Origin of the sequence: Streptomyces scabichelini (genome assembly GCF_011045015.1) — a bacterium.
GTDB lineage: Bacteria > Actinomycetota > Actinomycetes > Streptomycetales > Streptomycetaceae > Streptomyces > Streptomyces scabichelini.
The window spans coordinates 1-13,564 of the sequence record NZ_JAAKZY010000126.1 but is presented as its reverse complement, the minus strand read 5'-3'; the positions used below and the strand labels follow the sequence as shown (position 1 = coordinate 13,564).

11 protein-coding genes are annotated in these 13,564 nt (G+C 72.3%); 5 read left to right on the top strand and 6 right to left on the bottom strand.

Annotated elements, in window-relative coordinates:
* Positions 1-241: 241 nt before the first annotated feature.
* From G5C60_RS31835 to G5C60_RS31820, 4 genes are all read right to left on the bottom strand, one after another.
* Positions 242-2,404: an MMPL family transporter gene (locus G5C60_RS31835; protein ID WP_165264473.1), complete on the bottom strand. Its 2,163-nt coding sequence runs from the start codon at positions 2,402-2,404 to the stop codon at positions 242-244.
* A gap of 3 nt (positions 2,405-2,407) precedes the next feature.
* A complete protein-coding gene (locus G5C60_RS31830; RefSeq protein WP_165264472.1) occupies positions 2,408-2,686 on the bottom strand; it encodes a hypothetical protein in 279 nt (92 codons plus the stop codon).
* Between the two features lie 105 nt (positions 2,687-2,791).
* A complete protein-coding gene (locus G5C60_RS31825; protein WP_165264471.1) occupies positions 2,792-3,460 on the bottom strand; it encodes a response regulator in 669 nt (222 codons plus the stop codon).
* On the bottom strand, positions 3,457-4,719 hold the full coding sequence (locus tag G5C60_RS31820; RefSeq protein ID WP_165264470.1) for a sensor histidine kinase: 1,263 nt from the start codon (positions 4,717-4,719) through the stop codon (positions 3,457-3,459). Before G5C60_RS31820 ends, G5C60_RS31825 begins: the two co-directional genes overlap by 4 nt.
* Positions 4,720-4,894: 175 nt before the next feature.
* On the opposite strand from G5C60_RS31820, the gene G5C60_RS31815 reads away from it, so the two are divergent.
* A complete protein-coding gene (locus tag G5C60_RS31815) occupies positions 4,895-5,323 on the top strand; it encodes a hypothetical protein (protein ID WP_165264469.1) in 429 nt (142 codons plus the stop codon).
* Positions 5,324-5,335: 12 nt separating this feature from the next.
* Here the strand turns inward: G5C60_RS31815 and G5C60_RS31810 are convergent, their stop codons facing one another.
* Positions 5,336-7,117 carry a protein phosphatase 2C domain-containing protein gene (locus G5C60_RS31810; RefSeq protein ID WP_165264468.1) on the bottom strand — a complete coding sequence of 594 codons (1,782 nt, stop codon included), beginning with the start codon at positions 7,115-7,117 and terminating at the stop codon, positions 5,336-5,338.
* A gap of 320 nt (positions 7,118-7,437) precedes the next feature.
* On the opposite strand from G5C60_RS31810, the gene G5C60_RS31805 reads away from it, so the two are divergent.
* From G5C60_RS31805 to G5C60_RS31790, 4 genes are all read left to right on the top strand, one after another.
* Entirely contained in the window at positions 7,438-8,445 is a 1,008-nt protein-coding gene (locus G5C60_RS31805) for a helix-turn-helix domain-containing protein (protein ID WP_165264467.1), read from the top strand.
* 36 nt (positions 8,446-8,481) lie between these two features.
* Entirely contained in the window at positions 8,482-8,964 is a 483-nt protein-coding gene (locus G5C60_RS31800; protein WP_165264466.1) for a DUF456 domain-containing protein, read from the top strand.
* Positions 8,965-9,160: 196 nt separating this feature from the next.
* Complete coding sequence (locus G5C60_RS31795) at positions 9,161-11,503, top strand: glycosyl hydrolase family 95 catalytic domain-containing protein (RefSeq protein ID WP_165264465.1); 2,343 nt, start codon at positions 9,161-9,163, stop codon at positions 11,501-11,503.
* Between the two features lie 86 nt (positions 11,504-11,589).
* On the top strand, positions 11,590-11,961 hold the full coding sequence (locus G5C60_RS31790) for a PPOX class F420-dependent oxidoreductase (RefSeq protein ID WP_165264464.1): 372 nt from the start codon (positions 11,590-11,592) through the stop codon (positions 11,959-11,961).
* Between the two features lie 21 nt (positions 11,962-11,982).
* Here the strand turns inward: G5C60_RS31790 and G5C60_RS31785 are convergent, their stop codons facing one another.
* Positions 11,983-13,404, bottom strand: coding sequence for an AlkA N-terminal domain-containing protein (locus G5C60_RS31785; protein ID WP_420907428.1), 1,422 nt, complete (start codon positions 13,402-13,404; stop codon positions 11,983-11,985).
* Positions 13,405-13,564 lie beyond the last annotated feature (160 nt).

Here is a 13,564-nt window from a genome sequence, read left to right as displayed (position 1 = left end):
CCGCCTCCTCGTGCCTGCCTCTTCATGGCCCCCGCCCGCACGCCGATTTCATCCCCTCCTGCTCGAACCGCTCGAACACTTTCACGAGATGCATGCCCCGACCAGAACGTGACAGTCATGTCGAATCGTCAACCACCTGCGGGCACGGCCACGGGTTCCCCGTACAAGGGGAGGTGAACCCGTGTATCGGCGGCTGGAACTCGACACGGAGGTCGGCGTGAACTCGACGTGGACGTCGGAGTCAGTCGCCCTCCGGTCGTTCCAGTGCCATCTTCGGGAGGAGCCGGGCCAGCGGGGCGGGGAGCCACCAGGCGCGCCTGCCGAAGAGTTGCATGGCGGCCGGGACGATCAGGCAGCGGATCACCACGGCGTCGAGGAGTATGGCGACCGCCAGACCGAGGCCGAACTGCTGGAGCATGCGGTTCGGGCTGAGGACGAAGGCGGCGAAGACCACGATCATGATGGCAGCGGCGGCCGTGATGACCTTGCCGGTGGCGGCCAGGCCCTCGCGGACCGCGTGCGAGGGGTCCCGCGTCCGCTCCCATTCCTCGTGGATGCGGGAGACGAGGAACACCTCGTAGTCCATGGACAGTCCGAAGACGATCGCGAAGATCATCACGGGGATGAACGCCTCGATGGGGCCGGGCTGCACACCGAACCAGCCGTGCTGGAAGACCAGGGTGATGGCGCCGAGCGCCGCCGCGATCGACAGCAGGTTGAGCAGCGCGGCCTTGAGGGGAATCAGGACGGACCGGAAGACCGCCATGAGCAGGAGGCCGGACAGGCCGACGACGATGGCGACGAACAGCGGCATCCGCGCGGAGACCGAGTCGGCGAAGTCCTGGGCCGCGGCGGTGGGCCCGCCGACCAGGTAGGTGGTGTCGGTGCCCTCGGCGAGCCGCGGCAGGACGTCGTCGCGCAGCGAGTGCACGAGCCGTGTGGTGTCCGCGTCCTGCGGCGACGTCCGGGGGAAGGCGATGACGGTGGACACGGCGCCGTCCTCGGAGGGCAGCGGCGGAGTGGTGGCGGCGATGCCGTCGGTGCGGGTCAGTGTGGTCCGCAGTTCCTCGGCGGCGGCTGTACCGCCCTGGGCGACCACGAGCAGGGGGCCGTTGAACCCGGGGCCGAAGCCCTCGGCCAGCAGGTCGTACGCCTTACGGCTGGTGGACGACGCCGGGTCGTTGCCCGCGTCGGCGAAGCCGAGGCGCATGCCGAGCGCCGGGGCGGACAGCGCGAGCAGGGCCACCACGGCGGCCAGCAGCGCGGGCAGCGGGCGCCGCTGCACGGCCGAGGCCAGCCGTCGCCAACGGCGGCCTTCCTCCCTGCCCTTGGCTTCCGCCCGGGCCGCTCGCCTGCGTACGTGCCGTTGGATGCGGTTGCCGAAGAGTGCCAGCAGGGCGGGCAGCAGGACCAGCGAGGCGGCCATGGTGACGAGGACCGTCAGCGCGACGGCCAGGGCCACGCCTTGGAGCGAGCCGAGTCCCAGGGCGACCAGGCCGAGCAGGGCGATGATGACGGTGCAGCCGGCGAAGAAGACCGTGCGGCCCGCGGCGTCCAGGGCGGTACGGGCCGCCCTCCGCCGGTCCGCGCCGTGGGTGAGTTCGTGCCGGTAGCGGTAGAAGATCAGCAGGGCGTAGTCGACGCCGACGCCGAGACCGACCAGCAGCATGATCGGCGGGGTGAAGTCGGCGATGGTGAAGACGTGGGAGGCCAGCGCGATCAGTCCGACCGCACCGCCGACCGCGAAGAGCGCGGTGACCAGCGGCAGCATGGCGGCCACCACGGAGCCGAAGAGCAGTACGAGGACGACCAGTGCGGCGAGCATGCCCGCGCCCTCGGCGGCCCCGCCCTCCTCTTCTTCGGCGCCGCGCACCGCGTCTCCGCCGAGTTCGACGGTCAGGCCGTCGCCGGCGGCCGTGCGGGCGGTGTCGATGATCCGGGTGACGTCCTCCTTGGGTACGTTCTCGGCCTTGTCGTCGAGGACGACGGTGGCGTAGCCGACGGTGCCGTCCTCGGAGACGGCGGCGGCATCGGCGTACGGGCTGCGGACGTCGGTGACGGCGGGCAGGCCGCGCACCCGGTCGAGCATGGGCTCGATGTCGGCGCGGTCGCCCCTCAGCCCCTCGGTGTCCTTGAAGACGATCTGCACGCTGTCGCCCGCCTGCGCCGAGCCGTGCCGCTCGAGCAGATCGGTGGCGGCCTGGGAGTCGGTGCCGGGCAGGGTGAAGTCGTTGCGGTAGCTGCTGCCCGCGGCCTGCGAGCCGGCGGTGATCGCCGCGACGACGAGGATCCACAGGAGCACGGCGCTCCACCGGTGGCGCTGGGACCAGGAGGCGAGGCGGCCGAAGACGCCTGTTCGGTCGACGACGGGTTCGACGGTCGACGTGCGGTGTGCCGAGGCCATGGTTCACCAGCTCCCGCGGCTCGGACGTGGGAGCCGGACGGCGACGGCGGCGCCGAGAGCGGCGCAGACCACCGGCACCGCGACGAAGACGGCCAGCAGTACGCCGCTGCCGTCCACATCGAGGGCGCGGTCGAGGACGAAGGCGAAGAAGGCGGCCGCGGCCTGGGTCAGCAGAAAGCCCGCGGCACCGCCGGCCAGCAGGCCGACGAGGGCGGCCGCGGCCTTGGAAGCCTTGGCAGAAGGGGCCTTGGGAGCCTTAGCTGAAGGGGGGTGTGTGGTCATGCCCACAGCGTCGGATCGCGGTGGGCCACAGGGCGTCGGCCTACGGCGGTCACCTGCCGTACCCCACCGGTTGCGGGCGCCCGCGCCCGCCTACGTCCGTGGTTGCTACTCGGTCAGCCAGCCGGGGCTGACCATGCCGGACTCGTATGCCAGGACCACGAGTTGGGAGCGGTCGCGGACGTCGAGCTTGGTCATGATGCGGCTGACGTGGGTCTTGGCGGTGGCGGGGCTGAGGACGAGGCGGGCGGCGATCTCGTCGTTCGTCAGTCCGGCCGCGACGAGCCGCATGACCTCGCTCTCGCGCTCGGTCAGGGCGTTCAGGCGCGGGCTCGGCTCCGGGGCTCTGGCCCGTCCGGCGAACTCGGCGATCAGCCGGCGCGTGACCGTAGGGCTGATCAGCGCGTCGCCGCGGGCCGCCACCCGCACGGCGTGCACCAGTTCCTCGGGTTCGGTGTCCTTGACCAGGAAGCCGCTGGCACCGGCGCGCAGCGCGCCGTACACGTAGTCGTCCAGGTCGAAGGTGGTCAGGATGACGACCTTGACGGCGTCCAGGCGGGCGTCGGCGGCGATCCGCCGGGCCGCCTCCAGACCGTCGACGCCGGGCATGCGGATGTCCAGGAGCAATACGTCCGGGCGCAGTTCACGGCAGGCGGCGACGGCCTGCTCGCCGTCGCCCGCCTCGCCGAGCACCTCGATGTCGTCCTCGTCCTCCAGGATCGAACGGAACCCGGCGCGCACCAGCCGCTGGTCGTCCGCCAGCACCACCTTGATCATGACGGTGAGGGTGCTCCGTTCTCGTTCGGAACCTCATGCGGAATGTTCGGTTTCGGAACGTTCGGAACGTCATACGGAATCTCGTACGGAAGCCGGGCGCGCACGGTGAAACCCCTGCCCGGCGCGGGTCCCGCGGTGAGTTCGCCGCCCAGCGCGCGGGCCCGCTCGCGCATACCGCTGATGCCGCTGCCGGGCATCCCGCCGGCCGGGGCGGGTCCCTGGCCGTCGTCGGTGATCTCGACCGTGACATCGGCAGGGCCCCGGTCGACGCGGACCGTGACCGTGGTGGCCCGGGCGTGGCGGGTCACGTTGGTGAGGGACTCCTGGACGATGCGGTACGCGGCCAGGTCCACCTCGGTGGGCAGCGGCCGCCGCCCGCCGTCGGTCTGCGTGCGTACGTCGAGACCCGCGAGCCGGGCGGCTTCGACCAGCTCGCCCATCCGGTCGAGTCCGGCCGTCGGCGCGGTGGGCGCCGCCTCGTCGGCCTGCCGCAGCACGCCGAGGGTGGCCCGCAGTTCACGCAGGGCCTGCCGGCTGGACTCCTTGATCGCTCCCAGCGCCTCCCCGGCCCTCTCCGCGCCCTTGACCGGGTCCTTCTGCAGGCGCCGCAGGGCCGCCGCGGACTGGACGTTGACGAGCGAGATGTGGTGGCCGATGACATCGTGCAGCTCGCGCGCGATGCGCAGCCGCTCCTCGCTCGCCGCGCGCTGCTCCGCCTCCCGGGCGTAGGCCTGGCGGCTGTGCCGTACCCAGCCGAGCGCGATCACCCCGACGAGCCAGCCCGTCAGCATGAACACGGCGACGCCGTTGACGTCCTCGTTGCCCGCCAGCGTGCCGAGGCCGGTGCCGATCACGCTCAGCGCGGCCAGGGCTATCGCCGACTGGAGACGCCCCTCGGCCGCGACCGAGTACAGCGCCACGACGAACGCGACCATGAGCGGCCCGTCGTAGGCGCTGTTGAGGTAGTACGCCGCGTTGCAGGCCAGCACGAACGCGGCGACGGCCACGGGGTGGCGGCGGCAGAAGTACAGGGCCCCGCAGACGGCGGCGATCAGCACCCAGCCGGCGGAGGTGACCGCCCAGGACTCCTCCCGTTCGCCGATGAGCGACCTCAGACTGCCCACGGCCACCAGCAGGAAGACGCCGGAGGCGAGGGCGGCGTCCGCCCCGCGGCCGCGGGGCGGACGCAGACGTGCACGGGACAGCGGGCGTTCACGCAGCGGACGCGGGAGCGCACGGGAAGCGGTGCCGGTGGCCATACGGCCAGCCTAGGCAGACCGCGTGACCACCGCCCTCCTCCACGCGACGGAACAGGCCGCGCCCGCCCCGCAACCACAGCGGTACGCGGCGCCGCGCGGGCGCAACTCGTGGGGTATGGCAGGTGTCAGCCGCGGACCGACGTTCCGACGCGAGCCGTCCGCCGACGCTGGCCGCATGAAGACAACCGAGACCGACCTCCCGCTCGCCGAGCGCCTGCGCGGCCTCAACTGGCCGCTGGTGACTGCCCTGACGGCCACCGCGCTGCTCCGGCCGCCGTTCTCGATCGTCGGCCTGAGCGACGCGCTCGGGAAATCCGCGACCTCGCTGACCCTCACCGTGTTCATCACGCTGACCTGGATTCTCGCGGTCGGCCTCAGCCGGGTACGCGAGCCTTTCCTGACCCTGGTCACCACAGGCCTGGCGTACGCGGCGGCAGCCCTGGTCCTGAGCGCGGCCCTCTCCCCCGTCCTCACGGGAGAACTCCAGGGCCCCCTCGCACATCCGCAGGCCATCGTCCCGCTCTTCCTCGTCAACGCCGTCTGGGGTGCGGTCTGCGGGGTCTGTGCGGTGGGGCTGCGCAGGGTGCGCGGCGTCCGCTCCTGAGGATCCCCGCAGTCACGCCTCCCAGACAGCCGCAGCCGTGCGGTCGTCCGCGTACCCCTTGACCCTCACCTGGACGTCGGCGAGGAACGCGGCCAGGCCCGGCGGCTCGGTGTCCGTCCAGCGGGCCGTCAGATGGCGGGCGAGGCCGGGTTCGCCGCGCAAGGGCTCGGCCATGCCGCCCGTGCACAGGAGCAGCGTGTCTCCCGGTCGGGCGACGGAGGCGCGGAAGCGGAAGGGGGCGCGAGGCGGCACGGGGGCGGGCTCGTACGGGCTCGGGGGTGTGGCGATGCCGAGGTCCATGGTGAGCCGGTCGCCCTCGGGCGTCTCGGAGGGCAGCGAGCCGAAGCCGACCACGGCCTCGCCGGTGGTCTCGGCGACGCGCGGCTCGATGTCCTGCCACTCGCCGTCACGCAGCCGGAACAGGCCGCCCGCGCCGACGCCGAAGAAGACGCGCGTACGGCACTCGGGGTCGGCGGGGAGCAGGAGGCAGCGCAGGCTCGCCGTGTACTCCTCGGGGTCGATGCCCTGCTCGGCGGCGGTGGCCCGGAGTTTGCCGAGGCTGCGGTCGGTGAGCCGGTGCAGACCCGACTTGAGGTCGCCGCGCCGGGCGGCCCTGATGTCCTCGGCCAGCCGCGGATGGCTGCGGCCCACGGCCCGCCCGATCCACTGACAGGCCTCGGCGGCGGCCCGGTGGGCATCCGGCGTGGCCCGTGCTCCGGTCGCCATGGCGACGAGTACGAGCGCCTGCTCCCCCGTCCCGAACCGGGCGGTCAGCAGCGAGTCCCGCCGCGGCTCACCCCGGTACCGCGCGGAGTCCCCGCGCACGGAAGCGGCCCGCAGCGTGCAGGTCCCGTAGTGCGCCCCGTCCAGCACGGTGTCGGCGACCAGGTCGTCGAGATCGTCGGGGTCCGCGGGCGGCAGGGCGGTGGGTTCGGCCTCGTAGGTGGGCGGGCCGGAGCCCACGTAGTCGACGGTGGTGATGGCCGGGGTCGGAGGGGCGTCAGTGGTGGACGGGGCGTCCGACGGGACGTCCGAGGAGGCCTTCGGCGGAGCGTCCGTGGGGGTCTTTGACAGCGCGTCGACCAGTGTGGCGGGCGGACCGCCGGCCGGTGGCCCGGCCCGCTTGCCGTACGAGGCGTCGATTGGGACGTCGGCCGGGGTGTCGGCCCGCCCGGCGGACGGGTTCCGCCCGGCGGACGGGTCCGGCTGAGCCCGTTCGGGCGCGGAGGGCGCGGAGGGCGCGGAGGGTACCGACGACGGACGCGCATCGGCTGGCACGGAATGCGCCGACGACCGACCCGCATCGGCGGACGTGACGGCAGCCGACGGACCGACGGGACCGCCGGTGGGCGCCCGCGATTCGGGCACCGCCGCCCCGGGCGTCTCCGTGGACGTATCGCCGTGGGACGCCTCCGTGGGGAATGCCGACGACTTGGGTGCCGGCGGGAAGGACATGGGTCCCGTGGGTTCGGGGGGCGGCGCCTCCCAGGGCGCCCGCTGCCGCTGGAGCCCGCTGCGCCGCAGCGCATTGCCGCCCGGCGGCCCCGAGGACGGCGGTTTCGCGGCGGTGCCCCCGCCGACCGGACCGCCGACCGAACCACCGGCCGGACCGTCGGCCAGGCCGTCGGCGGGACCCTGGTGCGGAACAGCTCCGACCGTCCCCGCCGCCGAGGCGAACCGGTCGTCGAGGGAATCAGCCGCGGCCGCCGGCCCCGTGTCCTCGGTGGAGTCGTCGTACAACTGCCGCCACCAGTCGTCCTCATGACCGGTGGGCGTCTCCCCCTGCTGGCTCATGCCCCCAATTGTCCACTGCACCGGCCGGATGAAAACGGTGCATCAGGAAAAACCGGCCGGTGGATTGGAGGTCGAACGACGATACGAGACCGCCGGGCGCCCCCGGAGAAGCCTCCGGCGGCACTGGAGTGACCGGCCGTTGGAGCGGCGGCAGTTGATGCCGCGGTGGCGCGACCTTGGCGGACAGGCGGGTGGTACGGGAATGATGTGCCGGGTACCTCTGGGGGCATCCCCGGCAATAGCTGGGGGAGGCAGTCGGGGGAGGGTGTGCGCCGTGGCCGTTCTCCGCCACGGCCGGTCTTCGGGGAGGGACGTCGCCGGTGCTGGGAGCGATCGGTCTGGACGAGACGCACGAGTCGGCGTACCGGGCGCTGGTGTCCGTGGGCGCCGCCGACGTGCCGGACCTCGCGCGGCGGCTCACGCTCGGCGAGCACGACACCGAGCGCGCGCTGCGCCGCCTGGAGCGGCACGGGCTCGCGGCCCGGTCGTCGGCCCGGCCGGGGCGCTGGGTCGCGGCGCCGCCCGGGGTCGCCCTCGGGGCGCTGCTCACCCAGCGGCGGCACGAGCTGGAGGAGGCGGAGCTGGCGGCCGCGCTGCTCGCCGAGGAGTACCGCGCACAGGCCGCCGGGTCCGCCGTGCACGACCTGGTCGAGGTGGTGACCGGCGCGGCCGCGGTCTCGCAGCGGTTTCTGCAGCTCCGGCTCGGCGCGAGCGAGGAAGTGTGCGCGCTGGTCACCGACAACCCGGTCGCCGTCACGGGGACCGAGAACGTCGCCGTCACAGGGGCCGAGAGCAACGCGCAGGGACAGGCCGCCCGCTCCCGGCTGGTCGTCGAGCGCGCGGTGCTGCACCGGCCCACCGGCATCGTCGAACTGTCCGAGGCGCTCGGCCGCGACGAAGAGGCACGGGTCCAGTTACGGGTCGTGGACCAGGTGCCGACCAAGCTGGTGATGGTCGACCGGACGCTCGCCATGGTGCCGCTGACCTCGCACGCCCTGGAACCGGCCGCGCTCGTGGTGCACGCGAGCGAGCTGCTCACCTCACTGTCGGCGTTGTTCGAAGCGGTGTGGCGTGACGCGCTCCCGCTGCGCCTCGACGCGGCCGGCACGCTCGCCGAGCAGGAGCCGGACGGACCCGATGCCGCGGACTTGGAGATCCTGTCCCTGCTCCTCGCCGGACTGACCGACGCGAGCGTCGCCAAACAGCTCGACCTCGGCCTGCGGACCGTACAGCGCCGGGTGAAGCGGCTGATGGAGCTGACCGGCGTGACGACACGGCTCCAGCTCGGCTGGCATGCGTACGAGAGAGGCTGGGTGGCCCGGAACTGACCTGCGGTTCCGCCCGGACTCCGGCACGCTGGAGAGATGGGAGCCTGGGAACTCCTGCTGGTCGGCCTCGTGATACTTCTCGGCCTGAGCGGCGTGCTGGTGCCCGGTGCGCCCGGGTCGTGGCTGGTGTGGGCGGCGGTCCTGTGGTGGGCGTTCGAGGACCCCGAAGGGCTTTCCTGGGCGGTCCTCGTGGGCGCCACCTGCGTCCAGTTCCTCTCCCAGGTGATCCGCTGGCAGCTGCCGCCACGCCGACGGCTCGAGAAGAGGGCCACCCCGCGCATGGCGGCGTACGCCGGGGCCGGGGCGCTGCTCGGCTTCTTCGTGCTGCCGGTGCTCGGTGCGATTCCCGGCTTCCTGGGCGGCATCTATCTCGCCGAACGGCTGCGTCTGGGCGGGCACAGGGAAGCCGTGGCATCGGTCCGCCTGGTGATGCGCTCGGGCGGGACCGGCTTTCTGGTGGAGCTGTTCGCGTGTCTGCTGATCACGGGGGCGTGGCTGGGAGCGGTGTTCTGGGGCTGAGCCTGCGCCCAGCACACCGAATGTCATCAGCACACTGAATCTCACCAACACCCCACCAACACATCGGATCTCTCCCGTCTTATTGACGAGCTCACGCATCAACTCTACGTTGCGCTCTGGGATAGCTCCGATGAATCGCCGCGCTGCACGAGAGCTGCACGACTGCTGTACGACTTATGAGCCGCCAGGAGGCACCATGCCCAGCCCATCCAGACGTACCGTGCTCGCCACCGGCTCCGCCCTCGGCGGGACGCTGCTCGCGGGCGGGCTGCCGGCCCAGGCGAGAGCCGAGTCCGGGGCCGAGTCCGGGGCCGGGATCGGCACCGTGGGTGTGGGCGCCGCCGACCCCTGGAGCACCGTCCTCGACGACGCGGACCTCGTCTGGCAGCGGATGCCGAAGACTTGGTACGAGGGCCCGTACCTGGGCAACGGCTTCCTCGGCTCCGGCATCTACGCCGAACCGGGCAGGGAAACCGCGGCCGTCCGCTTCAACGTGCAGCACTCCGAAGTCCAGGACCACCGCCCGCAGTTCGGCTCGCTGTTCGGGCTCGCGCGGCTGCCGATCGGCCACTTCACGCTGGAGCCGGTGGGCACGATCACCGGCCTGGACTGGCGGCTCGGGCTGCGCGACGCCGAGCTGACCGGCACGCTCACCACCGACAAGGGCACCCTCAAGATCCGCGCCCTCGTGCACACCTCCCGCTCCGTACTCGCCGTCGAGGTGACACCGAGCGAGGGCGAACGCGACTTCAAGTGGGTGTTCCACCCGGCGGAGGCGATCAGCCCGCGCGCCGCGTTCCGGCCACTGCCGGAGGGGTACGCGGCCAACCCGCCCGCCGAGACCGGGGAACACGACGGCATCTCCACCGCCGTACAACCGCTGCTGTCCGGCGGGCAGCACGTCACCGCGTGGCGGGAGCGCACCCGGGGCCGTACGCGGACGCTGTACGCGCATGTCGCGCACTCGTATCCGAAGTCGACGGCGCTCGGGCGGGCCCTGGCCGCCGTCCGGAACGCCTCGTACCTCTCGTACGACCTTCTGGCGGTGGCGCATCGTGTCTGGTGGCACGCCTTCTACCGGAAGAGTTTCCTCTCGCTGCCCGACGCCCGCATCCAGCGCTTCTACTGGATCCAGCTCTACAAGACGGCCTCCGCGGCCCGCCGGGACGCACCCGTGATGGCGACGAGCGGCCCCTGGCTGGAGTCGACGCCGTGGCCGGCGACGTGGTGGAACCTGAACGTGCAGTTGGAGTACTGGCTGATCCACGGCTCCAATCATCTCGAACTCGACGCTGTGACAAGGGCGTTGAGCGAGTTCCGGGACAACCTCACGGCCGAGATGGCGCCCGCGTACCGCGCGGACTCACTCGGCATCCCCCGCACCACCGACGCCTCGCTGGTCAACGGCGGCGCGACCACCCCCGGACTGGGCTACGGCGTCGGCATCCCGGGCCAGGACCCGCCGACCCCCGAGGTCGGCAACCTCACCTGGGCCCTGCACAACGTCTGGCTCAGCTACCGCCACACCATGGACGAGTCGATCCTCCGCGACGTCCTCTTCCCCCTCCTCCGCAAGGCGATCAACTACTACCTGCACTTCCTGGAGCCGGGCGCCGACGGCAAGCTGCACCTCCCGGCCACCTTCTCGCCCGAGTACGGCGGCAACTCGCGGGACTGCAACTACGACCTGATGCTGCTGACATGGGGCTGCCGCACCCTCCTCGAGTCCGCCGAACTCCTCGGCATCGACGACGAGTCGGCGCCGCGCTGGCGCGAGGTGCTGGCCAAACGGGTCGCTTATCCGACGGACGAGAACGGCTTCATGATCGGCGCGGACATCCCCTTCGCGAAGTCGCACCGCCACTACTCGCATCTGCTGGCGGTCTACCCGCTGTACGAGCTCACCGGCGACACCCCCGACGAAAAGGCCTTGATCGAGAAGTCGCTGGCCCACTGGGTCGGCTTCGAGGGCGCCCTCCAGGGCTATACGTTCACGGGCGCGGCCTCCATGTCGGCACTGCTCGGCAAGGGCGAGGACGCGCTCACGTACCTCGGCCAGCTCATGTCCCGCTTCATCCAGCCCAACACCATGTACAAGGAGTCGGGCCCGGTCATCGAGACTCCCCTCTCAGCTGCCCAGTCCCTGCACGACATGATCTGCCAGTCCTGGGGCGGCATCATCCGCATCTTCCCCGCCCTGCCCGCGGCCTGGGCGGACCTGACCGTCCACGACTTCCGTACGGAGGGTGCGTTTCTGCTCAGTGCCGTGCGCAAGGACGGGGTGACCCGCTGGGTCCGGCTGGTCAGCGAGGCTGGCGCCCCCTGCGTCGTACGGCATGGCATCGCGGGCCCGATCGAGGTACGGGACGGCCGGGGACGTCCACTGCGGTACGAGTCCGTGGGCGACGGTGCGATCCAAGTCCCCCTGCGGAAGGGCGAGTCGGCGCTCATCACGGCGAAGGGCGACCGGCCGGACCTGCGGATCGCACCCGTCGAGCCGAACGAGGAGGCACCGCGCTGGGGGCTGCCCACGCCGTGAGCCCCGTCGACGGAGCGGAAACAGGTCTCCAGACCTAGGCCGAGGATCGGATGCGTACGGCATGACGTACGTGTTTGGCTCTTGCCATGACCGAATTCAGCGAAGCCGAGCGGGCGTATCTCAAGTCGCAGCGGCTGGGCCGGCTGGCCACCGTCGACCAGCACGGCCAGCCGCAGGCGAACCCCGTCGGCTTCTTTCCACAGGACGACGGGACGATCCTGATCGGCGGTTCGGCCTTGGGGACCACGAAGAAGTGGCGCAACCTGCGGAAGAACCCGAAGGTCGCCCTCGTCGTCGACGACATCGTCAGCCTCCGGCCCTGGAAGGTACGCGGCGTGGACATCCGCGGCGAGGCCGAACTCCTCACGGGACCACATGACTTGGGCCCTCACTTCAGCGAGGAGCTGATCCGCGTCCATCCGAGGCGGATCCACAGCTGGGGCCTGGAGGAGGACTGACCCGGACCCTCATCCCGCCCGCTACCCGGCGGCCTCCAGGTGCCGCAGGGCGTAGGTACGCCAGGGCCGCCAGGTGTCGGGAACGGGTTCGCCCGGCGGAGCCACGTCCGGGTCGCCGAGAGCGCGGGCGCGGATGACGGCCATGGTGCGGGGATCCATGCCGGGCAGCGCGAGCAGGGCTTCCTGCGCGTCGTCGCGATCGGCACCCGGGTCGAGCCGCAGGCGACCGTCGGCGAGGGCGGCGGCAAGGGCGCGAAGCGTGCCGAGGGCGCCACCCGGTTCACCCTCGCCCCCGCCCCCGGCCTCACCCTCACCCTCGGCTTCGGCGAGGACGGCCGGCTCGGGAAAGACATGCGTGAGCGTCCCGCAGGGCGCGTCCAGCACCTTCCCGTACGCCCGTACCAGCCTCGCGGCCTCACTCCGCCCCACCACTGCGCGCACCGCCAGTTCCTCCGGATCGGCGGCACCCGGCGAACGCAGCCCCGGCCGGGCGGCCACCAGCGGGGCCAGCCGGGGATCGGCGGCCAGCCGCTCGTCCACGGCGTACGGATCGGCGTCGAGATCGAAGAGACGCCGCAACCGCTGTACGGCCGTGGTGAGGTCGCGGAGATCGGTGAGGTGCAGCCGGGCGTCGAGCCAGCCGCCGGCGCGGGCGGGGGCCGGACGGGTCTCGCCCACGGCGACGATGCCCGTGCCGTACGGCAGCCGCAGGGTGCGGCGGTAGGTACGGGAACCCGAGGTTCCGGCCACCTCCTCGATGCCGGGTACGGCCTCGGCGGCGAGCAGGTCGAAGACGGCGGCGGCCTGGTACGGGCCGCGGTGCGCGAGACGCAGCGGGATGCCGGCGGACGGGGTGGCCGCACGGCGGGACGCGGCACCCCGGCCACGGGGCGCGGCGGCGCGCAGCTCGCTGGGCGTCGACGCGTACACCGTACGGATCGTGTCGTTGAACTGCCGCACGCTCGCGAACCCGGCGGCGAAGGCGATCTCCGTGATCGGCAGCTCCGTCGTCTGCAGCAGTACCCGCGCGGTGTGCGCCCGCTGGGCCCGCGCCAGCGCCACCGGCCCCGCGCCCAGCTCCGCGGTGAGCTGCCGCTGCACCTGCCGCGCGCTGTACCCGAGCCGCACGGCAAGCCCGGCGACACCCTCACGGTCCACGACCCCGTCGCCGATCATCCGCATGGCCCGCCCCACGACATCCGCGCGAACGTTCCACTCGGCAGAACCGGGCACGGCGTCCGGCCGACACCTCCGGCACGCCCGAAACCCCGAACCCTGCGCAGCCGCGGCCGTAGCGTAAAACCGCACGTTCCGCCGCTTGGGCGTCACCGCCGGGCAACTCGGCCGACAGTAGATCCCAGTCGTCGCAACGGCAAAGAAGAACTCCCCGTCAAACCGAGCGTCCCTGCTCCGCACGGCTTCGTACCTGGTCTCTTCATCAATCACACTCCCAGTCTGCGCGGTAACGAACGAGAGGGCTGGCGGAAATCGGACACGACGCTGAGGGCGCCCCTTTAGGGGCGCGGGGAACTGCGCGCCCAGCCACAACGGCCCGGCAGCCGAGATACGACCCAATGGGGGGCCTGGGGGCACAGCCCCCAGT